This is a genomic window from Staphylococcus sp. acrmy, assembly GCF_022690565.1.
GTDB classification, from domain to species: domain Bacteria; phylum Bacillota; class Bacilli; order Staphylococcales; family Staphylococcaceae; genus Staphylococcus; species Staphylococcus caledonicus.
In genome coordinates this window covers 153467-176604 of sequence record NZ_JALCVE010000002.1, presented here as the reverse complement: position 1 = coordinate 176604, position 23138 = coordinate 153467, and the positions used below count along the sequence as shown (strand labels likewise).

The 23138-nt window shown below is 33.6% G+C and carries 24 protein-coding genes and 1 tRNA gene; 23 read left to right on the top strand and 2 right to left on the bottom strand.

The genetic code is table 11. The annotated features are described in order from the left end of the window. Nucleotides 1-136: 136 nt before the first annotated feature. From zapA to FH144_RS02550, 13 genes are all read left to right on the top strand, one after another. Nucleotides 137-403 (top strand): cell division protein ZapA, encoded by a 267-nt coding sequence (gene zapA, locus FH144_RS02610; protein ID WP_107506796.1) that lies wholly within the window; start codon nucleotides 137-139, stop codon nucleotides 401-403. Beyond that, on the top strand, nucleotides 404-925 hold the full coding sequence (locus FH144_RS02605; RefSeq protein WP_107506795.1) for a CvpA family protein: 522 nt from the start codon (nucleotides 404-406) through the stop codon (nucleotides 923-925). It abuts the gene before it with no gap. A gap of 75 nt (nucleotides 926-1000) precedes the next feature. Next, the gene (gene polX, locus FH144_RS02600) at nucleotides 1001-2713 is read left to right on the top strand and encodes a DNA polymerase/3'-5' exonuclease PolX (RefSeq protein ID WP_242313540.1); all 1713 of its coding nucleotides are present in this window, start codon (nucleotides 1001-1003) and stop codon (nucleotides 2711-2713) included. Nucleotides 2714-2722: 9 nt separating this feature from the next. Further along, nucleotides 2723-5074 (top strand): endonuclease MutS2, encoded by a 2352-nt coding sequence (locus FH144_RS02595; RefSeq protein ID WP_242313539.1) that lies wholly within the window; start codon nucleotides 2723-2725, stop codon nucleotides 5072-5074. A 197-nt stretch (nucleotides 5075-5271) separates the two neighbouring features. Further along, the gene (gene trxA, locus FH144_RS02590; RefSeq protein ID WP_011276093.1) at nucleotides 5272-5586 is read left to right on the top strand and encodes a thioredoxin; all 315 of its coding nucleotides are present in this window, start codon (nucleotides 5272-5274) and stop codon (nucleotides 5584-5586) included. Between the two features lie 97 nt (nucleotides 5587-5683). Continuing rightward, nucleotides 5684-7468, top strand: a complete 1785-nt coding sequence (gene uvrC, locus FH144_RS02585) for an excinuclease ABC subunit UvrC (RefSeq protein ID WP_242313538.1) — start codon at nucleotides 5684-5686, stop codon at nucleotides 7466-7468. A gap of 422 nt (nucleotides 7469-7890) precedes the next feature. Then, nucleotides 7891-8505, top strand: coding sequence for a succinate dehydrogenase cytochrome b558 subunit (locus FH144_RS02580; protein ID WP_107506791.1), 615 nt, complete (start codon nucleotides 7891-7893; stop codon nucleotides 8503-8505). A 254-nt stretch (nucleotides 8506-8759) separates the two neighbouring features. Continuing rightward, a complete protein-coding gene (sdhA, locus tag FH144_RS02575) occupies nucleotides 8760-10526 on the top strand; it encodes a succinate dehydrogenase flavoprotein subunit (protein ID WP_107506790.1) in 1767 nt (588 codons plus the stop codon). After that, entirely contained in the window at nucleotides 10526-11398 is an 873-nt protein-coding gene (sdhB, locus tag FH144_RS02570) for a succinate dehydrogenase iron-sulfur subunit (RefSeq protein WP_242313537.1), read from the top strand. Before sdhA ends, sdhB begins: the two co-directional genes overlap by 1 nt. Nucleotides 11399-11566: 168 nt before the next feature. Continuing rightward, nucleotides 11567-12364 carry a glutamate racemase gene (gene racE, locus FH144_RS02565; protein ID WP_242313536.1) on the top strand — a complete coding sequence of 266 codons (798 nt, stop codon included), beginning with the start codon at nucleotides 11567-11569 and terminating at the stop codon, nucleotides 12362-12364. A 21-nt stretch (nucleotides 12365-12385) separates the two neighbouring features. Next, nucleotides 12386-12970, top strand: coding sequence for an XTP/dITP diphosphatase (locus tag FH144_RS02560; RefSeq protein WP_107506787.1), 585 nt, complete (start codon nucleotides 12386-12388; stop codon nucleotides 12968-12970). Further along, the gene (locus tag FH144_RS02555) at nucleotides 12967-13476 is read left to right on the top strand and encodes a YfcE family phosphodiesterase (protein ID WP_242313535.1); all 510 of its coding nucleotides are present in this window, start codon (nucleotides 12967-12969) and stop codon (nucleotides 13474-13476) included. Before FH144_RS02560 ends, FH144_RS02555 begins: the two co-directional genes overlap by 4 nt. Nucleotides 13477-13601: 125 nt before the next feature. After that, nucleotides 13602-13772: a hypothetical protein gene (locus FH144_RS02550; protein ID WP_242313534.1), complete on the top strand. Its 171-nt coding sequence runs from the start codon at nucleotides 13602-13604 to the stop codon at nucleotides 13770-13772. A 267-nt stretch (nucleotides 13773-14039) separates the two neighbouring features. On the opposite strand, the gene FH144_RS02545 is transcribed toward FH144_RS02550, so the two are convergent. Further along, nucleotides 14040-14113 (bottom strand) — tRNA-Arg (locus FH144_RS02545). An 869-nt stretch (nucleotides 14114-14982) separates the two neighbouring features. On the opposite strand from FH144_RS02545, the gene FH144_RS02540 reads away from it, so the two are divergent. The 5 genes from FH144_RS02540 to FH144_RS02520 all read left to right on the top strand — a co-directional run bounded on the left by FH144_RS02540 (nucleotide 14983) and on the right by FH144_RS02520 (nucleotide 16474). After that, complete coding sequence (locus FH144_RS02540) at nucleotides 14983-15117, top strand: beta-class phenol-soluble modulin (RefSeq protein ID WP_103167484.1); 135 nt, start codon at nucleotides 14983-14985, stop codon at nucleotides 15115-15117. A gap of 34 nt (nucleotides 15118-15151) precedes the next feature. Next, the gene (locus FH144_RS02535) at nucleotides 15152-15283 is read left to right on the top strand and encodes a beta-class phenol-soluble modulin (RefSeq protein ID WP_103167485.1); all 132 of its coding nucleotides are present in this window, start codon (nucleotides 15152-15154) and stop codon (nucleotides 15281-15283) included. A 62-nt stretch (nucleotides 15284-15345) separates the two neighbouring features. Beyond that, entirely contained in the window at nucleotides 15346-15480 is a 135-nt protein-coding gene (locus FH144_RS02530) for a beta-class phenol-soluble modulin (protein WP_107506785.1), read from the top strand. Nucleotides 15481-15542: 62 nt separating this feature from the next. Next, nucleotides 15543-15677, top strand: a complete 135-nt coding sequence (locus FH144_RS02525; protein WP_242313533.1) for a beta-class phenol-soluble modulin — start codon at nucleotides 15543-15545, stop codon at nucleotides 15675-15677. 104 nt (nucleotides 15678-15781) lie between these two features. After that, nucleotides 15782-16474 carry a YjjG family noncanonical pyrimidine nucleotidase gene (locus FH144_RS02520; protein ID WP_242313532.1) on the top strand — a complete coding sequence of 231 codons (693 nt, stop codon included), beginning with the start codon at nucleotides 15782-15784 and terminating at the stop codon, nucleotides 16472-16474. 112 nt (nucleotides 16475-16586) lie between these two features. Here FH144_RS02520 and FH144_RS02515 read toward each other — a convergent pair whose 3' ends face one another. Then, nucleotides 16587-17036 carry an N-acetyltransferase gene (locus tag FH144_RS02515; protein WP_107507904.1) on the bottom strand — a complete coding sequence of 150 codons (450 nt, stop codon included), beginning with the start codon at nucleotides 17034-17036 and terminating at the stop codon, nucleotides 16587-16589. Between the two features lie 193 nt (nucleotides 17037-17229). Here FH144_RS02515 and bshC point away from each other — a divergent pair, with 193 nt between their 5' ends. The 5 genes from bshC to FH144_RS02490 all read left to right on the top strand — a co-directional run bounded on the left by bshC (nucleotide 17230) and on the right by FH144_RS02490 (nucleotide 23081). Then, nucleotides 17230-18843 carry a bacillithiol biosynthesis cysteine-adding enzyme BshC gene (bshC, locus tag FH144_RS02510; RefSeq protein ID WP_242313531.1) on the top strand — a complete coding sequence of 538 codons (1614 nt, stop codon included), beginning with the start codon at nucleotides 17230-17232 and terminating at the stop codon, nucleotides 18841-18843. Between the two features lie 142 nt (nucleotides 18844-18985). Then, nucleotides 18986-19417, top strand: coding sequence for a division/cell wall cluster transcriptional repressor MraZ (mraZ, locus tag FH144_RS02505; RefSeq protein ID WP_107507902.1), 432 nt, complete (start codon nucleotides 18986-18988; stop codon nucleotides 19415-19417). A 14-nt stretch (nucleotides 19418-19431) separates the two neighbouring features. After that, entirely contained in the window at nucleotides 19432-20367 is a 936-nt protein-coding gene (rsmH, locus tag FH144_RS02500) for a 16S rRNA (cytosine(1402)-N(4))-methyltransferase RsmH (protein ID WP_107507901.1), read from the top strand. A 16-nt stretch (nucleotides 20368-20383) separates the two neighbouring features. Beyond that, a complete protein-coding gene (gene ftsL, locus FH144_RS02495) occupies nucleotides 20384-20785 on the top strand; it encodes a cell division protein FtsL (protein ID WP_103167493.1) in 402 nt (133 codons plus the stop codon). Next, nucleotides 20766-23081 (top strand): penicillin-binding protein, encoded by a 2316-nt coding sequence (locus FH144_RS02490; protein ID WP_242313530.1) that lies wholly within the window; start codon nucleotides 20766-20768, stop codon nucleotides 23079-23081. Before ftsL ends, FH144_RS02490 begins: the two co-directional genes overlap by 20 nt. The last annotated feature ends 57 nt before the right edge of the window (nucleotides 23082-23138 follow it).

The window sequence follows — 23138 nt, the reverse complement described above, 5'->3', positions numbered from 1 at the left end:
ACGACGAGCGAGATTGAAACTTGAATTTTATTATCATTTGAGTCTATGTTCAGTTTGCATATCATAGCGTATTTCATGATAAAATTCTCATGTTGCCCCCGTCAAGAATAATAAAAAAATGTCAGGAGTTAGTGCTATGGGAGAGTTTAAAAATCGTATTAATGTAACTATTAATGATCAAAATTATACAATAATCGGTGAAGAAAACCCGGAGCATATTCGTTATGTAGCACATTTAGTTGATGAAAAGTTAAAAGAATTAGGACGTAAATCAACTGGATTAGATACTACTAGAAAGTCTATTTTAACAGCGGTTAACATTATGCATGAAAAAGTGAAGTTAGAAGAGGAAAATCGCAAATTATTACAAGAAATCAAGCAATTAAAACAACGAGATGAATAAATGATTATCGATTTAATTGTACTACTTATCATCGCGTATTATTTAATCATTGGATTTAGAAGAGGCGCATGGCTAAACAGTTTACATTTGTTATCTTCTGTGGCCGCATTAGTCATTGCACATCAATTTTATCGTGCTATCGCTAAACAATTGATTGTTTTTATACCATTTCCTAAGACAATTGCATTTGATACTACCTATGCTTATCATTTTAATGAATTGCAACAACGTTTTGATTCAATTATTGCTTTTCTTTTAATTACTGTAGTGTGCAAGTTGCTTTTATATCTTATTATTGTAAGTTTTGATAATATAATGACGTATCAGAATCTGAGTCTAATAAGTAGAGTATGCGGAAGTGTGATTAGCGTTATTATGGCAATGCTTATGATTCAATTAATGATGTATGTTGTTGCACTGTATCCTATTGAGTGGGTGCAACAAAGTTTGAAACATTCATACCTTGGAAGCTTTATTTTATTTAATACACCGTTTTTCTCGTCTTACGTTCTAAATTTATAATACTAAAACTGATATGAGGTCAGGACAAGGCTACGTTATTAAATGTCCTGGTCTTCTTTTTATGGAGTGAGCATATTGACTAAAAAAGATATAATTCAACTATTAGAAAAGATAGCTATATATATGGAATTAAATGGAGAAAACACATTTAAAGTTTCTGCTTATAGAAAAGCAGCACAAAGTCTAGAAATTGACGAACGCCCTTTAGATGACATTGAAGATGTAACTGAATTAAAAGGTATTGGTAAAGGTGTAGGCGATGTTATTAATGAATATCGAACTACTGGTGAATCAGCGGTGTTAAATGAATTACAACAATTAGTGCCTGCTGGTTTAATTACTCTCATGAAAATTCAAGGATTAGGGAGTAAAAAAATAGCTAAACTTTATAAAGAACTCAATGTTACAGATAAAGAAAGTCTGCAAGCAGCCTGTGAAGCGGGAAAAGTGAGTGAGCTTAGTGGATTTGCTAAAAAAACGGAACAAAATATTTTAGAAGCAGTAAAAGCGTTAGGCGCTAAAAAGGAACGCTATCCAATTGATTTAATGCGTAATCTAAATAAAACGATTATACAGTATCTAGAAACACTTGAAGAAGTTGAAAAATATTCGGAAGCAGGCAGTTTCCGTCGTTACAAAGAAATGAGTAAAGACCTAGATTACATTATTAGTACAAATAACCCTGAAAAAGTTCAACAACAACTTCTCAACATCCCAAATAAAGTAAAAGAAGTGGCAGTAGGCCAAACAAAAGTATCTCTCGAATTAACTTATGATGACGAAACAATTGGTGTCGATTTCAGACTTATTGAACCGGCAGCTTTTTATCATACGCTTCAACATTTTACTGGTTCTAAAGATCACAATATTCGTATACGACAACTTGCAAAAGAACAACAAGAAAAAGTAAGTGAATACGGTATTGAACAACAAGACGGAACACTTCTACAATTTCAAAGTGAAGAAGAAATTTATCAACATTTTGGAAAGAAATGGATGGCTCCAACCATGCGAGAAGATGGTAGTGAGTTTGATCGTGACTTAAGTAATATCGTAACGTTAGATGATATCGATGGTGATATTCATATGCATACCACATATAGTGATGGTGCTTTTTCAATTAGAGATATGATAGAGGCAAATATTAAAAAAGGCTACCAATTTATGGTCATTACTGATCATTCTCAAAGCTTAAAAGTAGCAAATGGATTACAAGTTGAACGTTTATTAAGACAGAATGAAGAAATAAAACAACTCAACGAAGAGTATGATGAAATTGATATCTATTCAGGAACAGAAATGGACATTCTTCCTGATGGCTCTTTAGATTATGATGATGACGTGTTAGCGCAACTTGATTATGTTATAGCTGCAATTCACCAAAGTTTTAATCAAAGTGAAGAAGAAATTATGAAACGTTTAGAAAATGCATGCCGTAACCCATATGTAAGACATATCGCTCATCCAACAGGGCGAATTATAGGACGACGTGATGGGTATAAACCCAATATTGAACAATTAATGGCCTTAGCAGAAGAAACAAATACCATAATGGAAATTAATGCTAATCCAAAACGTTTAGATTTAAATGCTGAAACAGTAAGAAAGTATCCAAACGTTAAACTAACAATTAATACAGACGCGCATCATATTGATCATCTAGACTTTATGAAATATGGAATTGCGACAGCTCAAAAAGGATTTGTAGCTAAAGATAGAGTGATTAATACGATGTCTCGACAAGCGTTTAAAGACTTAGTAGAAAATAATATTAAATTGAAGAAATAGAGGGATTGTATGAGACAAAAAACATTAGACGTCTTAGAATTTGATAAAATCAAATCATTTGTAGCTTCTGAGGCTGTAAGTGATTTAGGACGTGAAAAAGTGTCTAAGATGTCTCCAGCAATAGATTTTGAAACTGTAGAATTTCAAATCAATGAGACTGATGAAATCTCACAAATTTATAATAAGCATCGTTTACCAAGCTTAAGTGGTTTGGCTAAAGTGTCGCCATTGATTCATCGAGCAACGATCGGTGGCGTATTGAATGTGTCCGAATTGAATCTAATCAAACGATTAATTCAAGTTCAGAACCAATTCAAAACGTTTTATAATCAATTAGTCGAAGAAGATGAGGGCGTGGTTAAGTATCCTATCTTGAATGATAAGATGAACCAATTGCCGGTATTAACAGACCTTTTTCAAGAAATAAATGAAAAATGCGACGCATATGATTTATATGATAGCGCAAGTTATGAGCTACAAGGTATACGAAGTAAGATTTCGAGCACCAACCAACGTATCAGACAAAATTTAGACCGCATTGTTAAAAGTCAAGCTAATCAAAAGAAACTTTCAGATGCGATTATAACACTGCGTAATGACCGTAATGTTATTCCAGTTAAAGCTGAATACCGACAAGACTTTAAAGGGATTGTGCACGATCAATCAGCTTCAGGTCAGACATTATATATTGAACCTTCATCAATCGTAGAAATGAATAACCAAATTAGTCGTTTACGCAATGACGAAGCAGTAGAACGTGAACGTATCCTAACTGAATTAACTGGAATGGTAGCTGCAGAATCAGACGGTTATTTAATAGCAGAATCCGTGATGGGTCAAATTGATTTCCTAACTGCGAAAGCACGCTATGCACGTTCAATTAAAGGGACTAAACCAACTTTCCATAAAGAAAGAACAGTGTATCTCCCTAACGCCTATCATCCATTATTAAATAAAGAAACAGTGGTAGCGAACACAATTGAATTTATTGATGATGTTGAAACGGTAATCATCACTGGACCAAACACAGGTGGTAAAACGGTAACACTAAAAACGCTAGGCCTCATTATAGTCATGGCACAGTCTGGGTTACTCATTCCTACATTAGATGGAAGTCAGTTAAGCGTCTTTGAAAATGTATATTGCGACATTGGTGATGAACAATCTATCGAACAGTCGTTATCAACGTTTTCATCTCATATGAAAAACATTGTCGAAATTCTACAAGAGACAGATAAGAATAGTTTAGTGTTATTTGATGAACTTGGAGCAGGAACGGATCCAAGTGAAGGTGCTGCACTCGCTATGAGTATTCTAGATAATGTCCGAAATATCGGATCTTTAGTCATGGCAACGACTCATTATCCGGAACTTAAAGCATATAGTTATAATCGTGAAGGTGTTATGAACGCGAGTGTAGAATTTGATGTCAACACATTAAGTCCTACGTATAAACTTTTAATGGGTGTACCAGGTCGTTCTAATGCATTTGATATTTCTAGAAAATTAGGACTCAGCCTTAGTATCATAAATAAAGCGAAGACAATGATTGGTACTGATGAACAAGAAATCAATTCTATGATAGAATCCTTAGAAAAAAATTCTAAACGTGTAGATGAACAACGTATTGAATTAGACAGACTGTTACGTGAAGCTAAAACAACACATGATGATTTAGAAAAACAATACGAACAATATAAAAATTATGAACAAAAATTAATGGATGAGGCTAAAGAAAAAGCTAATCGACGTGTTAAATCTGCTACTAAAGAGGCGGATGAAATCTTAAAAGAATTAAGAGAACTACGCGACCAAAAAGGCGCTGACGTTAAAGAACATGAACTAATTGATAAGAAAAAACAATTAGATGATCAATATGAAGCTAAATCCATTAAACAAAAGATTCAAAAACAAAAACATGATGCGATTCATGCTGGTGATGAAGTTAAAGTGTTATCTTATGGCCAAAAAGGTGAGGTTCTGGAATTAGTAGGCGATGATGAAGCGGTCGTTCAAATGGGTATCATTAAAATGAAATTACCTATTGAAGATTTAGAAAAAACGAAGAAAAAACAAGAAAAACCAGCTAAAATGGTTACGCGACAAAATCGTCAAACGATTAAAACAGAACTGGATTTACGAGGTTATCGCTATGAAGAAGCAATAGGCGAACTCGATCAATACATTGACCAAGCAGTATTGAGTAATTATGAGCAAGTTTATATTATTCATGGTAAAGGAACAGGTGCCCTTCAAAAAGGGGTACAAAATCACTTGAAAAAGCATAAAAGTGTACGTTCATACCGCGGAGGAATGCCAAGTGAAGGTGGCTTTGGCGTGACTGTTGCGGAACTTAAATAATTGAAATAATAATTATTAAGCATGAATGTTGATTTTTTGGGTATATAACGTACAATAAAGCAAGTGAATGAAACAAGATGACAACTCACTTGATGAATAAAATGATACAAATTTTTAAATGAGCAAGAGCAATGCAGACGATATGAAAGTCTGTTATAATTTGCTCATCATTCAAAATTTAAGGAGGATTGGCATTTATGGCAATCGTAAAAGTAACGGATTCAAACTTTGATGAAAACATTCAATCAGGCGTTAAATTAGTAGACTTTTGGGCAACTTGGTGTGGACCTTGTAAAATGATCGCGCCAGTTTTAGAAGAATTAGCTGGAGACTATGATGGTAAAGCTGATATCTTAAAATTAGACGTTGATGAAAATCCATCAACAGCTGCTAAATTTGAAGTAATGAGTATTCCAACTTTAATCGTCTTTAAAGATGGAGAACCAGTTGATAAAGTAGTAGGTTTCCAACCTAAAGAAAACTTAGCTGAAGTATTAGATAAACATCTATAAGAATGAAAAGAACTAAATTGAGACTGGGGCATTACATTAAATGTAATCGCTCCGTCTTTTTTATGTGTGACTAAAAGATAAAGAAGGGAGGACAACAATGGCAGATTATAAAGAAAAGATTAAAGACAAATTGAGCGTCGTTCCTTTCGAGCCAGGATGTTATTTAATGAAAGATCGTAACGATCAAATTATTTATGTTGGTAAAGCTAAACGTTTACGCAATAGATTACGTTCTTACTTTACCGGTGCACATGACGCTAAAACGACTCGACTCGTAAGTGAAATCCGTAATTTTGAATATATCGTAACTTCCAGTGAAACAGAGTCGTTATTATTAGAATTAAATCTGATTAAGCAATACCAACCTCGTTACAATATCTTATTAAAAGATGATAAAAGCTATCCATTTATAAAAATCACTAAAGAAAAACATCCAAAACTTATCGTAACCCGTACTGTAAAAAAAGGGACTGGCAAATATTTTGGTCCTTATCCAAATGCGTATTCGGCGCAAGAGACTAAAAAGTTATTGGACCGTATTTATCCGTTTAGAAAATGTGATACTATGCCGGATAAATTATGTCTCTATTACCATATCGGGCAATGCATGGGCCCATGTGTTTATGACGTAGATCAACAGAAATATGCGCAAATGACACGTGAAATTAGTGATTTTCTAAATGGAGAAGATAAAACCATTTTGAAAAATTTAGAAGATCGTATGATGGATGCCAGTGAAAAGTTAGATTTTGAACGTGCTAAAGAATATAGAGATTTGATTCAACATATTCATAATTTAACTAAAAAGCAAAAAATTATGTCCTCTGATAATACAATAAGAGATGTTTTTGGCTATAGTGTGTCAAAAGGCTGGATGTGTATTCAAGTTTTCTTTATACGTCAAGGTAATATGATTCAACGTGATGCGACAATGATTCCATTACAACAAACTGAAGAAGAAGAGTTTTATACATTTATAGGTCAGTTTTATAGCTTAAATCAACATATTTTACCTAAAGAAGTGCATATTCCTAAAAATTTAGATAAAGAGATGATTAATTCAGTTGTAGATACTAAAATTGTCCAACCTGCGCGTGGAACTAAAAAAGAAATGATTGATTTAGCTAATCATAACGCTGAAGTGGCACTTGAAAATAAATTTGAACTTATTGCTAGAGATGAGTCACGTACGGTAAAAGCTATTGAAGAACTGGGAGAAAGAATGGGCATTCAAACACCTATACGCATAGAAGCCTTCGATAACTCTAATATTCAAGGTGTAGATCCAGTTTCGGCAATGGTAACATTTGTTGACGGTAAACCTGATAAAAAAGGGTATCGTAAATATAAAATTAAAACTGTAGATGGACCAGATGATTACAAATCAATGCGCGAAGTTGTGCGTAGACGTTATACACGTGTGTTAAATGAAGGCCTTCCATTACCAGATCTTATCATTGTAGATGGTGGTAAAAGTCATATGAGCGGCGTTCTAGATGTTCTTGAAAATGAGCTAGGCCTGGATATTCCAGTGGCGGGGCTAAGAAAAAACGACAAACACCAAACCTCCGAATTATTATATGGAGCGAACGCAGAAGTAGTTCCTATGAAAAAGAATAGCCAAGCCTTTTATTTACTACACAGAATTCAAGATGAAGTCCATCGTTTTGCGATTACCTTCCATCGACAAACACGTCAAAAGACTGGTTTACAATCAGTATTAGACACGGTAGATGGTATAGGAAGTAAACGTAAGACTAAATTATTAAGAACATTCGGTTCAATTAAAAAAATGAAAGAAGCTAGCGTCAAAGATTTACAAGGTGCTGGCCTTCCTGAAAAGGTCGCTAAGAACTTGCAAGAAGCATTGAATAATAGCTAAATTAAAAAAAGGGGTATGAGAATTATTCTCATACCCCAAAAATATATAAAAAATGTTACAATATAGTTAACAAAAAGCTTATTTTTTTAAGAAAGTATGAAAGCGTTTTCTAATTGAGAAACATTATCATTTCGGTGTTTTAAGGTATTTGATTTTAAAATTGAAATCTTAATTAAAATTCAACTCCGAGGAGCATTTACTTTTTTAAGCCGTACTCGTGAACATAGCTAATTTAACGCTTTATGAAGTCAAGATATGAACTATTGCATGTCTATTTCAACTTCAAACTTGTTTTATTACTACGTTTATAACGAGTATTAAATAAAATAGTAAATACTTTGAGCGATAATTGTTGTTTCAATTGATAAAGACTTTCTTAGGGAAAAGCTATTTAAATTAATAGTTTTACAGGGGGACTCCTTTTGGCAAAGTCTAAAAACGAATTTTATCTTAGACGAATTCACTCGTTACTAGGTATTATTCCAATTGGTGCATTCTTAATCGTTCACTTAATGGTGAATCATCAAGCAACACAAGGGGCAGAAGCTTTTAATAAGGCATCTGCTTTCATGGAATCATTACCATTTTTAATCGCAGTTGAATTAATCTTGATTTACATTCCAATTTTATATCATGGTTTATACGGTATACACATAGCATTTACAGCGAAAGAGAATATTGGTCACTATTCATTATTTAGAAACTGGATGTTCGCTTTACAAAGATTAACTGGTATTATCACATTTGTTTTTGTATTCGTACATTTATGGCAAACACATTTACAAAAAGTATTCTTTGGTAAAGAAATCAATTATGAATTAATGCATGAAACATTACAAAGTCCTTTATGGGTTGTAATTTATATTATTTGCATTATTGCAGTAGTGTTCCATTTCTCAAATGGTCTATGGTCATTCTTAGTAACATGGGGTATTTTACAATCTAAGAAATCACAACGTGTATTTACATGGGTATCATTAGCAGTATTCTTAGTTCTTTCATACATCGGTGTTACTGCAATCTTAGCATTTACGTAAATATTGTATTGATGCATTTAAATGCAATTTAACCTTAACTCATGGATTAACGAAACATTAACTTGAAAACTGTAGTTAAACAATTGAATGACTATTTAGACATTCTAAATATAAAGTTTATTCAAAATAGCTATATGTCTGATTAATTATCTGAAAATTCCATCCGTCTTAATATTAACGCGATGATAGATAATGATGAGGCATATAGTATCTACAGTTAGGTCTTAGATATATTTTAGGGGAGTGACAATTTTATGGCAGAGAAAAAAATTATTGTTGTCGGTGGAGGACTTGCCGGTCTAATGTCAACAATTAAAGCTGCAGAACAAGGTGCGCATGTAGATTTATTCTCAATCGTACCTGTTAAACGTTCGCACTCTGTATGTGCCCAAGGCGGTATTAACGGTGCGGTAAATACTAAAGGTGAAGGGGATTCACCTTGGATCCATTTTGATGACACAGTATATGGTGGAGACTTCTTAGCGAACCAACCACCTGTAAAAGCAATGACTGAAGCTGCACCATCAATTATCCATTTATTAGACCGTATGGGCGTTATGTTTAGTAGAACTAAAGAAGGTTTACTAGACTTCAGACGTTTTGGTGGTACTTTATACAACAGAACAGCATTCGCAGGAGCTACAACTGGACAACAACTATTATATGCACTTGATGAACAAGTTCGTTCATTCGAAGTTGACGGCTTAGTTACTAAATATGAAGGTTGGGAATTCCTAGGCATAGTTAAAGATGATGAAAATGCCGCAAGAGGTATTGTTGCTCAAAATATGACGACGTCTGAAATTAAATCATTTGGTTCAGATGCTGTAATTATGGCAACAGGTGGCCCTGGTATTATCTTCGGTAAAACAACGAACTCTATGATTAATACAGGTTCAGCAGCCTCAATCGTTTATCAACAAGGCGCTAAATATGCAAATGGTGAATTTATTCAAATCCATCCAACAGCTATACCAGGTGACGATAAACTCCGATTAATGAGTGAATCGGCTCGTGGTGAAGGTGGACGTATTTGGACTTATAAAGATGGTAAACCTTGGTATTTCTTAGAAGAAAAATATCCTGACTATGGTAACTTAGTTCCACGTGACATTGCAACACGTGAAATCTTCGACGTATGTATTAACCAAAAATTAGGTATTAACGGTGAAAACATGGTCTACCTTGATTTATCTCATAAAGATCCACATGAATTAGACGTTAAATTAGGTGGTATCATTGAAATTTATGAAAAATTCACAGGCGACGACCCACGTAAAGTACCAATGAAGATCTTCCCAGCCGTGCATTATTCAATGGGGGGTTTATACGTTGACTATGATCAAATGACAAATATCAAAGGTTTATTTGCAGCTGGAGAATGTGACTTCTCTCAACATGGTGGTAACCGTTTAGGCGCTAACTCATTATTATCCGCTATTTATGGTGGTACAGTGGCTGGACCTAATGCGATTAAATATATTGAAAATGTTGAAACAACATACACTGACTTAGATGAAAGTCTATATCAAAAACGTGTAGATGAAGAACAAGAACGTTTCGACAAACTTTTAAATATGCGTGGTACTGAAAATGCTTATAAACTTCACCGAGAATTAGGTGAAATTATGACAGCTAATGTAACAGTAGTACGTGAAAATGATAAATTACTTGAAACTGATAAGAAAATTGTTGAATTAATGAAACGTTATCAAGACATTGATATGGAAGATACGCAAACTTGGAGTAACCAAGCAGTATTCTTCACTCGTCAGTTATGGAACATGTTAGTTTTAGCACGAGTAATTACAATTGGGGCTTACAACCGTAACGAATCACGTGGTGCCCACTACAAACCAGAATTCCCAGATCGTAACGATGAAGAATGGTTAAAAACAACATTAGCTGAGTATCAAGGTAAAGAAGAAGCACCTAAATTCACTTACGAACCAGTTGATGTAAGTTTAATTCCACCACGTAAACGTGACTATACAAGTAAGTCTAAAGGAGGTAAAAAATAATGGCTGACACTCAATCAGTAAAAGACACTCCAGAAGAACTACGTAATAATGAATCTCAAAGTACTGAAGATAACCAAGGTAATCAAAACAATCAAGAACAACAAAAAGATAAACCAAAAACAATTAAACTAATCATTAAACGACAAGACAACCAAGACTCTAAACCTTATGAAGAATCATTCGAAATTCCTTACAAAGAGAATATGAATGTGATTGCTTGTTTAATGGAAATTAGACGTAACCCTGTAAATAGTAAAGGTGAAAAAACAACGCCTATTACATGGGATATGAACTGTTTAGAAGAAGTTTGTGGTGCTTGTTCAATGGTTATTAACGGCCGTGCTAGACAATCATGTTCAGCAATTGTCGACCAATTAGAACAACCTATACGTCTAGAACCAATGAATACGTTCCCAGTTATTCGTGACTTACAAGTTGACCGTACTAGAATGTTCGATAACTTAAAACGTATGAAAGCCTGGATTCCAATCGATGGTACGTATGACTTAGGACCAGGACCTCGTATGCCAGAGAAAAAACGTCAAACCGCTTACGAATTATCTAAATGTATGACTTGCGGTGTATGCTTAGAAGTTTGTCCGAACGTTACTCAAAACAATAAATTCGTTGGTGCGCAAGCTATCTCACAAGTACGTCTTTTCGACTTACACCCAACAGGTGCAATGACGAAAGATGAACGTTTAGATGCTTTAATGGGTAGTGGTGGTTTACAAGAATGTGGTAACTCTCAAAACTGTGTAAATGCTTGTCCTAAAGGTATTCCTTTAACAACTTCAATTGCAGCTTTAAATAGAGAAACTACATTCCATATGTTTAAATCATTCTTGGGTTCAGATCATAAAGTAGATTAAGATACGTAATTAAAGAAGTATTGATATAACATTTAAAGGGTTGAGACATTTTCAGAGAATGTCTTAGCCCTTTTAGTTTTAGTTTTAAAAGTGTGTAATCACATTAGTCAAACTCATTTAGCGACTATGGTAAAATAAAATGACTATATAGTATAAGGATGAATTTAAATGAATAAACCAATAGGCGTTATAGATTCAGGCGTAGGAGGTTTGACGGTTGCTAAAGAGATTATGCGCCAACTTCCCAATGAAACGATTTATTATTTAGGAGATATAGCAAGATGCCCTTATGGCCCTAGATCGGGAGAAGAGGTTAAAGAATTCACTACACAAATAGCGAATAAACTTATGTTATTTGATATAAAAATGTTAGTTATCGCATGTAATACCGCTACTGCAGTCGCGTTAGAACACTTACAGAAATTATTACCCATTCCAGTCATAGGTGTCATTGAACCTGGCGCAAGAACTGCTATTATGACAACTAAAAATCAAAATGTTTTAATATTAGGCACAGAAGGTACGATTAAATCAGAAGCGTACCGTCATCATATTAAACGCATCAATCCAAACGTTAATGTCTATGGAGTAGCTTGTCCTGGCTTTGTACCTTTAGTTGAACAAATGCGCTATGATGATCCCACAATCACAAGTATTGTGATTCATCAAACGTTGAAACAATGGCGTAATACGGATGCTGACACGATTATATTAGGATGTACGCACTATCCACTTCTCTATAAACCTATTAATGATTATTTCGGAAGAGAAAAGAAAGTGATTTCTTCTGGACTTGAAACGGCACGTGAGGTCAGTGCTTTATTAACATTTAGTAATGAACATGCTAGCTATACGCGCCATCCTCATCATCGTTTCTTTGCGACAGGAGATACGGTACATATTAAAAATATCATCGCACAATGGTTGAAATTAGAAGTTGAAGTTGAACGAATAGAAGTTAATTAATGGAAACAAGGAGAGAGTACTATGGCAGATATTATTATTGCATCGAACAACAAAGGTAAAATAAATGATTTCAAGTCGATTTTTCCAAATGATAATGTAATTGGAATTTCTGAAGTGATTCAAGATTTTGATGTCGAAGAAACTGGTACTACTTTTGAAGAAAATGCACGATTAAAATCAGAGGCAGCGGCTAAAGTATTAAATAAACGTGTGATTGCCGATGATAGTGGGCTAGAAGTCTTTGCATTAAATGGTGAACCTGGCGTTTATTCTGCACGCTATGCAGGCTTAGATAAAAATGATGAAGATAATATTGATAAATTACTTGAGAATCTGGGAGAAGAAACGAATAGAGACGCACAATTCGTATGTGTGATTAGTATGAGTGCACCTGGTGAACCAACACGTACATTTAAAGGAACTGTTCCAGGGGTAATAACAACTGAAAGACAAGGCGATCATGGTTTTGGTTATGATCCAATCTTCTATCTTCCTGAAAAGGGTAAAACCATGGCAGAGCTTACAACAGAAGAAAAAGGCGAAATCAGTCATCGAGGCAATGCAATTAAGCAATTAAATGCGTATTTGGAGAGTGAGCAGTCATGACAAAATGGCTTATTGTAAGTGACAATCATACTGAAGCGGGCATTTTATACCACCTTTATGAACAACATAAAGATGCCGATGTGCTATTACATTTAGGTGATTCAGAGTTTGAATATAACGATACAGAACTAAGTCTTTATTCGCGTGTGAAAGGCAATTGTGACTTTTATCCAGAATTCTCAAATGAAGAAGTTACTGAAATTAAAGGGGTTAAAGCTTTTTATACACATGGGCACTTATATCAAGTCAATCAGACTCGTATGAGATTAGCAGAAAAAGCTCAATCTTTAGGATGTCAGTTGGCATTTTACGGTCACACCCACGTAGCTAAATATGAAAATTTAGGAGACGTGCATGTGATCAATCCAGGTAGTATTTCCCAATCAAGAAGTTCAGTTGAAGAAACATTTGCTGAATTATTAATTGATGATGATAGCAACCATGCTACGTTAAATTTTAGAAATCGAGATAATAGTATTATCGATACAGTAGAGTTTGATATTTAGTAAGCGTAAGAGTTAGATGATGAAGAGTGGGATGTAGGATAATTCATCAGAAAAGAATAAACAACTTACCCCTTTATTTGCTTTTTCGACTATTGTAATAATACGTTTTAGGAGAGGTGTCAAAAATGAATATATATTTATTTACAGTACTATTAATATTGATTTTATTACTCCCTGAATTCATTCGTTTAGCAAGAATATTATACTTGAAGCATTTAGGAATAAAATATATTGGTAATGGGAAGTATGAAGAAATTAAAGGTAAAAAATATAAATGGTATGAATGGTTGAAATAACATGAGTAAATATAAAATAAAATACTTAAATTAAATAAAAGTGACATAACAGGCTGCAAAATTTTTAAAAAGGTTTGAAAACATGCCACAAACTTTTATTAAATACGTATTAATACTCTAAACCGTGTCGATTTCGATACGGTTATTTTTATGTATACGTCTCAAACACGTGTCCTAATAGTTCTACTTTCTTCTGTTTAGTTCCAAAATAAAATAACCGAAACGCACTATATCAAGGCGTTTCGGTTATTTTTAACGTTTTACTAACGTCCTGGGAGGGATTCGAACCCCCGACCGATGGCTTAGAAGGCCATTGCTCTATCCAGCTGAGCTACCAGGACATGATTTTTTAACACAAGAATTATTATAGCTAAAGAAAACTTATTTAGCAATAGTTATCATATAAAAAAAGTTTATATTTTTCACTAATTACGTGTAATTGTAACTTACATTTCTATCTATAGGGCGACGTTTCAATATATCAGAGTTTAAATCATAATAAAAATAATTAATAAACTACAATTAATGAACGCTGTTAAGAAAGGCCCAAAAGTTTTAAATTTATTTTTCGAAATTAACCCTATAAAGCCAAAAAAAAACTGTATAAGTATCATTAATATTGAAACAATAATTAAGAAATTACTATTAATAAAAATTAACGTAATAATAGAAAGAACAGTTGCTGAAAGGCTGCGTGAAAGGGCGTAGTAAGAAATGGTTGATCGACTAATATAGCTAGATTGTATAGAAAAACTCATACTTACAATAGCGCTAATAAAAATAAATATAGCTAAAATTAAATACATAAAATACCTCTTTTTATAAATGAATTGAAAATATATTACTTACTATACTACAAAAACACCTTATCTCCCGTATTTATCATAATTTCCAATGATTAATCAGTATAAGTAGTAAATACATGTACTTATATTAATGAAAAGTAAATGTTAACAAGCTTTGTAAAGCTAATGTAAAAGCGTTGTAAACGTTTACAGAATTGTCAGATTTTGCAAAACATATTTGAATTCCTAAGTGTATGATTTGCAATCTTTGTTTTACAGTTTTGATGATTAATGTCCAAGTTGAGAAAAAAGAGCCAATAGATGAGAAAAGAGCTATATAGTATAAGTATCAAAACGATAGTTAAACACAACAACCTAACAATCGTTTTAAGAATTTTACCAATTAAATTTAAGGAGTGTATAAAATGGAAGGTTTATTCAACTCAATTAAAGATACAGTAACAGCTGGCATTAATGGTGATTGGACTAAATTAGGTACAAGCATTGTTGGTATTGTAGAAAACGGTGTAGGTTTATTAAGCAAATATTTAGGTTTCTAATATAAAAAATTAAAAAAGGAATGGAGAATTTAATATGAAAATAGTACAAGCAATTTCAGATGCAGTTCAAGCAGGCCAAAACCAAGATTGGGCTAAATTAGGTACAAGTATCGTAGGTATTTTAGAAAATGGTATTAGTTTCTTAGGAAAAATTTTCGGTTTCTAATAAAGCAATAATTAAAAATATAATTTTACTAAATAAATAAACAAAGAAATGGAGAGATTATAATGCAAAAAATCGCAGAAGCAATCGCAAACGCAGTACAAGCAGGTCAAAACCAAGATTGGGCTAAATTAGGTACAAGCATCGTGGGTATCGTAGAAAACGGAGTAAGCGTTCTAGGAAAAATCTTCGGCTTCTAAATTAAGCAATAATACAAATACAAAGTTACTAAATTAAAAAATAAAGAAATGGAGAGATTATAATGCAAAAAATCGCAGAAGCAATCGCAAACGCAGTACAAGCAGGACAAGACAAAGACTGGACTAAATTAGGTACAAGCATCGTAGGAATTGTAGAAAACGGTGTAAGTGCATTAGGAAAAATCTTCGGTTTCTAATAACTATCGTAATAGTTGACCAGGGCAAACGCTCTGGTCTTTTTTTATTGCTAATACATTTTCTGTTAAACTGTATACATAAATATAATTAAGGATGTACAGGTATGAAATACAATACAATTTTACTGGATTTTGATGATACTATTGTGGATTTTTATGATGCTGAGGATAAAGCGTTTCATAATATGGCGAAACGTTATAATCATTATCCTACGGCGAAGGATTTTCAGTTTTTCAAACAAGTAAATCAAGCGCATTGGGAAGCTTTTCAAAAGAATGAGTTAACGAAAGAAGAAGTATTATCTCATCGTTTTATAGAATATTTTAACCATTATAATATTGAGGTTGATGGGAAGGAAGCGGATGTAATATTCAGAGATGAATTGGCTAAAGCCCCGCTTAAACATTTTGATACAACGTTAGAAACGCTTGATCGTTTATCGCAAGCGTGTGAATTATATATCGTGACAAATGGCGTGACAGATACGCAACAACGCCGTATTGCTCAACTAGAAGATAAAGATATGTTTGATGATGTATTTATATCTGAGGAAACAGGTTATCAAAAGCCAATGACTGAGTTTTTTGATTTTATTTTCAAAAAGATTGGTAATGAGAAACGTGCAAATTCAATAATAGTTGGAGACTCTTTAACTTCTGATATATTGGGAGGAAAGAATGCTAATATTGCTACATGTTGGTTTAACATCAGAGGGAAAGAGAATAATACAGGTATTCATCCAGATTATGAAATAACAACGTTAACTGAGTTAGTGGATTTAATTGAAAAGGGTTAAATAGTTAACAACCTGAGACGTAGGATAACAATGTTTATACCTCGTGCGACTGATTATGCTTCGAAGTCTAAACGCTATTATCTTCATCTCAGGTTGTGATATTTATTAAAAGCTATTTGTTGTTTGGTGCCCAGATTAATACATCGTGACCTTCTGGATTCTTTGCTTGAACGTCTTCAAATCCGTGACTAATTAAAAATTCTTTAGAGTCTTGACGTGCAATGGCTTTGATAGGCATATTGTAAGATTTTGCATAGTCAATTAAATCTTTGCCATAACCTCGATTATTATATTGTTCTAAAACTTCTAATTTCCATAATAATAGGTAGTCATCATACTTTGGAAAATACTTTTCCTCTACGTCACCTTTTTTTAATAGTGCCATACGGGCAGCTAAATTTTCCCCATTGAAGATGCCATAGAATGGTGAGTCTGAACTCGCATCAATCATTTGTCCATTAAATTCTTCTACCATATATAAATCTTGATTGCCGAATGCTCTGAATGCCTCAAATAATTCATCAGTTTTATAATTAATCTCAAGATGTTTCACTTCACTCATATTGCAATTCCCCCTTATTTATTTTATATTATTATAACGCAAAAAGTAGGTAAATTTCATTTAATTGAATAATGGAAGAAGCGTTAAAGTCACAAATGAAAAATATTTCTTTCATATATAAGCCGTAAAATTGTCAGATAGTGCTATAATCTTTATACTATATGAGTAATAGCAATGTCGAAGGAGTATGGGTATGGACTGTCAAGTAACATATTTTAAAGAAAAAGATGCGTTTATTACTAAATTGGAAAATAGTGACGAACAACTATTAAAATTTTATCAATATAATCCGGTTGAACAATCAAGCTTTATTAATAGAATGAATAGTTCTAATAATGGAAGAGAACAACAGTTAGCGCAAATTATCGAAGCATATATGTCTGATTTAGATATAACTGCGCCTCAACAATCAAACTTAAAAGCATTAGAAAATGGCGCGAAGGTAGTCATAGGTGGGCAACAAGCTGGAATGTTTGGTGGGCCTTTATACACATTTCATAAAATACTTTCTATTGTAACGTTAAGCAATCAATTAACAGAAGAACACAATAAACCGGTTGTGCCTGTATTCTGGATTGCTGGTGAAGATCATGACTTTGACGAAGTAAACCATACATACGTTTACAATTCGAAAGAAGCGCAATTGCATAAAGTGAAATACCATACTATGGCACCACCTGAAACGAATGTGTCGCGTTATTCACCAGATAAAGAAGCGCTTACTGAGGCTTTAAAACAATTTTTCAAAGAATTAAAAGAAACTGAAAATACCAAAACCCTTTATAATAAATGTTTAAATATCATAAATCGATTTGATACATGGACTGATATATTTAAAGGGTTATTACATGAAGTTTTCAAAGACCATGGCGTTTTATTTATTGATGCGCAATTTGAACAATTACGCCAACTTGAAAAGCCATTTTTAAAAGAAATCATTGAAAAGCATCATGAAATTGATGAAGCGTTTAGATCTACTCAACAACAAACAAAGGCGTCAGGGTTAGAGCAAATGATTCAAACGGATACGAATGTGCATTTATTCTTACATGAAGATAATATGCGCCAACTCTTAACTAAAGAGGGAGACACATTCAAATTAAGTAAATCAGATGCTGAATTTTCAAAAGAAGAAATATTAAATTTAATTGAGTCGGAACCAGAACGTTTTTCTAATAATGTAGTAACAAGACCAGTAATGGAAGAGTGGCTCTTTAATACAGTGGCATTTGTTGGAGGCCCGAGTGAAATTAAATATTGGGCAGAATTAAACGACGTATTTAAGCTCTTAAACGTTGAGATGCCTATTGTCTTACCACGAATGAAAATGACTTATATCACTGAAAGAACTGATAAGTTATTAGAACAATACCAGTTGAAAGCGGATAAAGTGATTCAATTAGGTATTGAAGACGATAGAACAAAGTTTGTTCGTGAACAAGCTTCAGAAGACTTTATTCAAAAAGTCAAAGAACTTAAAGCGGAGCAAGCTAAAATTTATCAACATTTGTTAGCTGAAGTAGAGGGTAATCAAGATAACGTAAATTTAGTAAACAAGAATAATGAAATTCATAATGAGCAATTTGATTACTTGTTAAAACGCTATTTGCTTAATATCGAAATAGAGAATGATATTAGCATGAAACATTTTAGAGAGTTAGAACATGTGTTACGCCCACTCCACGGCTTGCAAGAAAGAATATGGAATCCACTACAAATCATGAATGATTTTGGGATAGATGTGTTCAGTCCCTCCACCTATCCACCACTTGAATATACATTTGAACAAATTATTATAAAGCCTTGATTTAATAAGCATTTGACCCATTTTATCAATAAGATAAAATGGGTCTTTTTATATAAATATAAAGAATTTTAATATATCTTACAGAATTAGTGGAGGATAGTGGTGAGATGTGGTAAATTATAAATAAGGTGAGGTGATAATAATGTTCATGGGAGAATACGAGCATCAACTTGATGCTAAAGGTCGTATGATTATTCCATCTAAGTTTAGATATGACTTAAATGAACGATTTATTATCACGCGAGGCCTTGATAAATGTTTATTTGGTTACACACTTGAAGAATGGCAACAAATTGAAGATAAAATGAAAACCTTACCGATGACAAAAAAAGATGCACGTAAGTTTATGCGTATGTTCTTCTCTGGTGCCATTGAAGTTGAACTTGATAAACAAGGGCGTATCAACATCCCTCAAAATTTGAGAAAGTACGCTAACCTAACTAAAGAATGTACAGTAATAGGCGTTTCAAATCGAATTGAGATTTGGGATAGAGAAACATGGAATGATTTTTATGATGAATCTGAAGAAAGTTTCGAAGATATTGCTGAAGATTTGATAGATTTTGATTTTTAATGGAGGAATTAACCGTGTTTCATCATATAAGCGTCATGCTCAAAGAAACAATTGATTATCTTGACATCAAAGAAGATGGTATTTACGTAGACTGTACGCTTGGTGGTGCGGGACATGCACTCTATTTATTAAATCAATTGAACGATGACGGTAGATTAATTGCAATCGATCAAGATACTTCTGCTATTGAAAATGCTAAAGAAGTACTAAAAGATCATCTACACAAAGTCACGTTTGTACACAGTAACTTTAGAGAATTAACTGACATTTTAAAAAAATTAGAAATTGAAAAAGTGGATGGTATTTACTATGACTTAGGGGTTTCGAGTCCGCAACTAGATATCCCTGAAAGAGGATTTAGTTATCATCACGATGCAAAATTAGATATGAGAATGGATCAGACCCAAGAGTTAAGCGCTTACGAAGTAGTGAATAACTGGTCGTTTGAAGCACTAGTTAAGACATTTTATCGTTATGGCGAAGAATCATTTTCAAAACAAATTGCTCGACGAATTGAAGCACATCGTGAACGACAACCAATCGAAACAACATTAGAACTTGTAGATATCATTAAAGAAGGTATTCCGGCTAAAGCTCGCCGCAAAGGTGGTCATCCTGCCAAACGAGTTTTTCAAGCTATACGTATTGCGGTTAATGATGAATTATCTGCATTTGAAGATTCAATTGAACAAGCAATTGAATTAGTTAAAGTAGGTGGCAGAATATCAGTGATTACTTTCCATTCATTGGAAGATCGATTATGTAAGCAAATTTTCCAAGAATATGAAAAAGGTCCTGATGTGCCTAGAGGGTTACCAATTATTCCTGAAGCGTATACACCTAAGTTAAAAAGGGTGAATCGCAAGCCTATCACAGCAACTGATTCAGATTTAGACGAGAATAATAGAGCGCGTAGTGCTAAATTACGTGTCGCAGAAATACTAAAATAAGGAGTAATTGAAAAAGATGGCTGTAGAAAAAATATATGAACCATATAATGAAGTCCAGCACAACAGCATACCGAAGCAACAACCGCAAACTGAACCACAGACCCGTACAGTTACTAAGAAGGTTGTAGTTCAACTTACAAGATTTGAGAAGTTCTTATACATAACGCTTGTCACTGCAATTGCTGTCATCGCTATCTATATGCTATCTTTAAAAATGGATGCGTATGATACTAATGGAAAAATTGCAGATTTAGAAACAAAAATAGAACAACAATCGAGTGAAAACAGCGCAATTCAATCTGAAATTAAGAAAAATTCTTCTTACGAACGCATTTACGATAAGGCAAAAGAACAAGGAATGAGCCTAAAGAACGATAATGTAAAGGTAGTGCGTACTAATGGCGAAGCGAAAAATTAAAATTAGAAAAAATAAATTAGGAGCAGTCCTCCTTGTTGGTATATTCGGACTGCTCTTTTTTATATTGGTTCTAAGATATTCATATATTATGCTAACGGGTCATTCGGATGGTCAAGACTTGATTATGCGAGCTAATGAAAAATATTTAGTTCAAAATAATGAACAAGCTGAACGAGGAAAAATATATGATAGGAAAGGAAAGGTCCTAGCGGAAGACGTTGAAAGGTTTAAAGTGGTAGCAGTCATTGATAAAAGTGCGAGTGATAACAGTGACAAACCACGTCACGTGGTCGATAAAAAGAAAACTGCTAAACAATTAGCAAAAGTTATCGATATGAAACCTGAAGAAATTGAAAAACGTCTTAACCAAAAGAAAGCATTCCAAGTTGAATTTGGTCAAAAAGGATCGAACTTAACATATCAAGATAAAGAAAAGCTTGAAAAAATGAAATTACCTGGTATCACGTTATACCCAGAAACTGAACGTTTCTATCCTAATGGTAACTTTGCTTCGCATTTAATCGGGATGGCACAAAAAAATCCTGATACAGGTGAATTAAAAGGTGCTTTAGGTGTAGAAAAAATCTTCGATAGTTATTTAAGTGGTAAAAAAGGTGCCTTATCTTATGTCCAAGATATTTGGGGATATATAGCACCAAACACTAAAAACGAAAAAGCGCCTAAGCGTGGGGATGACGTTCATTTAACAATTGATTCCAACATTCAAGTATTTGTTGAAGAAGCATTAGATGACATGGTTAAGAGATATCAACCAAAAGATTTATTTGCAGTAGTTATGGATGCCAAAACTGGAGAAATTTTAGCTTTCAGTCAACGACCAACGTTTAATCCAGAAACGGGTAAAGATTTTGGTAAGAAATGGGCAAACGATTTATATCAAAATACCTATGAACCTGGTTCTACATTTAAAACGTATGGATTAGCAGCAGCGATTCAAGAAGGTAAATTTGATCCAAAGAAAAAGTTTGAATCAGGACATCGTGACATTATGGGTTCACGTATTTCAGACTGGAATAAATCTGGATGGGGCGAAATTCCAATGTCACTTGGTTTCACATATTCATCTAATACATTAATGATGCATTTACAAGACTTAGTAGGTGCAGATAAGATGAAATCTTGGTACGAACGTTTTGGATTTGGTAAAACGACTAACGGTCTATTTGACGGTGAAGCATCAGGTAACATTGCTTGGACCAACGAGTTACAACAAAAAACATCTGCATTCGGACAATCAACAACAGTTACACCAGTTCAAATGATACAAGCACAATCTGCATTCTTTAATAAAGGTAATATGTTGCAACCATGGTTCGTGCAAAGTATTAACAACCCAATTTCTAATAAAACCTTCTATAAAGGTGAAAAGACTATCGCAGGTAAACCAATCACTGCGTCTACCGCAGATAAAGTTGAAAATGAATTGGACAAAGTAGTTAACAGCAAGAAAAGTCATGCGATGAACTACCGCGTAGATGGCTATGATATTGAAGGTAAAACGGGAACTGCTCAGGTTGCTGATGAAAACGGTGGAGGCTACGTTAAAGGCAAGAATCCATATTTTGTAAGCTTCATTGGTGATGCACCTAAGAAAGATCCTGAAGTCATTGTCTATGCCGGTATGAGTTTAGCTCAGAAAAATGATCAAGAAGCGTATGAATATGGCGTAAGTAAAGCCTTTAAACCTATTATGGAAAATACGCTTAAATATCTCAATGTAGGCTCTAAAAAAGATGAAACTAAGACTGCTCAGTATACTAAAGCACCGAATGTCGTAGGACAGACTTCAGATAAAGCACAAGATAGTCTTAAATCTGAAAACCTACAGCCAATTGTAATTGGTAGTGGTGATAATATTAAATCTCAATCAGTAAAAGCTGATAAAAAATTATTACCGAACAGTAAAGTATTATTACTAACAGACGGAGATATCACTATGCCAGATATGAAAGGTTGGACTAAAGATGATGTCCTTGCATTCCAAGAGTTAACTGGCATCAATGTGACTACAAAAGGAAGCGGTTATGTCACGAAACAATCTATCTTTAATGGTACGACATTAAAAGATAGTAGTAAGATAGAAGTTGAATTATCTACGGATGACCCAGATGCTACATCTGACAATTCGAATAATAGTTCATCTGCAACAAGTGATGCTTCTTCTAAAGAGGATGATTCAAGTAGTGAAGGTGAAAGTGATTCTTCTTCAAGCAATGACGATGAATCTAACTCAAATAGTGATTCGAATAGCGACTCAAAAAGCGATTCGAATTAACCTTTGAGTTACTATTTGAACCTACTTAAGAAAATAATGAGTATAGAGTTGCGAGAT

What these genes read in the sequence shown, in the direction of transcription:
- mraZ (WP_107507902.1), top strand. Translation starts at nt 18,986, where the DNA reads ATGTTCATGGGAGAATACGAGCATCAACTTGATGCTAAAGGTCGTATG.
- sdhB (WP_242313537.1), top strand. Translation starts at nt 10,526, where the DNA reads ATGGCTGACACTCAATCAGTAAAAGACACTCCAGAAGAACTACGTAAT.
- FH144_RS02520 (WP_242313532.1), top strand. Translation starts at nt 15,782, where the DNA reads ATGAAATACAATACAATTTTACTGGATTTTGATGATACTATTGTGGAT.
- FH144_RS02525 (WP_242313533.1), top strand. Translation starts at nt 15,543, where the DNA reads ATGCAAAAAATCGCAGAAGCAATCGCAAACGCAGTACAAGCAGGACAA.
- FH144_RS02530 (WP_107506785.1), top strand. Translation starts at nt 15,346, where the DNA reads ATGCAAAAAATCGCAGAAGCAATCGCAAACGCAGTACAAGCAGGTCAA.
- FH144_RS02605 (WP_107506795.1), top strand. Translation starts at nt 404, where the DNA reads ATGATTATCGATTTAATTGTACTACTTATCATCGCGTATTATTTAATC.
- FH144_RS02490 (WP_242313530.1), top strand. Translation starts at nt 20,766, where the DNA reads ATGGCGAAGCGAAAAATTAAAATTAGAAAAAATAAATTAGGAGCAGTC.
- trxA (WP_011276093.1), top strand. Translation starts at nt 5,272, where the DNA reads ATGGCAATCGTAAAAGTAACGGATTCAAACTTTGATGAAAACATTCAA.
- sdhA (WP_107506790.1), top strand. Translation starts at nt 8,760, where the DNA reads ATGGCAGAGAAAAAAATTATTGTTGTCGGTGGAGGACTTGCCGGTCTA.
- uvrC (WP_242313538.1), top strand. Translation starts at nt 5,684, where the DNA reads ATGGCAGATTATAAAGAAAAGATTAAAGACAAATTGAGCGTCGTTCCT.
- ftsL (WP_103167493.1), top strand. Translation starts at nt 20,384, where the DNA reads ATGGCTGTAGAAAAAATATATGAACCATATAATGAAGTCCAGCACAAC.
- FH144_RS02550 (WP_242313534.1), top strand. Translation starts at nt 13,602, where the DNA reads ATGAATATATATTTATTTACAGTACTATTAATATTGATTTTATTACTC.
- FH144_RS02515 (WP_107507904.1), bottom strand. Translation starts at nt 17,036, where the DNA reads ATGAGTGAAGTGAAACATCTTGAGATTAATTATAAAACTGATGAATTA.
- FH144_RS02540 (WP_103167484.1), top strand. Translation starts at nt 14,983, where the DNA reads ATGGAAGGTTTATTCAACTCAATTAAAGATACAGTAACAGCTGGCATT.
- FH144_RS02595 (WP_242313539.1), top strand. Translation starts at nt 2,723, where the DNA reads ATGAGACAAAAAACATTAGACGTCTTAGAATTTGATAAAATCAAATCA.
- bshC (WP_242313531.1), top strand. Translation starts at nt 17,230, where the DNA reads ATGGACTGTCAAGTAACATATTTTAAAGAAAAAGATGCGTTTATTACT.
- FH144_RS02535 (WP_103167485.1), top strand. Translation starts at nt 15,152, where the DNA reads ATGAAAATAGTACAAGCAATTTCAGATGCAGTTCAAGCAGGCCAAAAC.
- zapA (WP_107506796.1), top strand. Translation starts at nt 137, where the DNA reads ATGGGAGAGTTTAAAAATCGTATTAATGTAACTATTAATGATCAAAAT.
- FH144_RS02560 (WP_107506787.1), top strand. Translation starts at nt 12,386, where the DNA reads ATGGCAGATATTATTATTGCATCGAACAACAAAGGTAAAATAAATGAT.
- FH144_RS02555 (WP_242313535.1), top strand. Translation starts at nt 12,967, where the DNA reads ATGACAAAATGGCTTATTGTAAGTGACAATCATACTGAAGCGGGCATT.
- racE (WP_242313536.1), top strand. Translation starts at nt 11,567, where the DNA reads ATGAATAAACCAATAGGCGTTATAGATTCAGGCGTAGGAGGTTTGACG.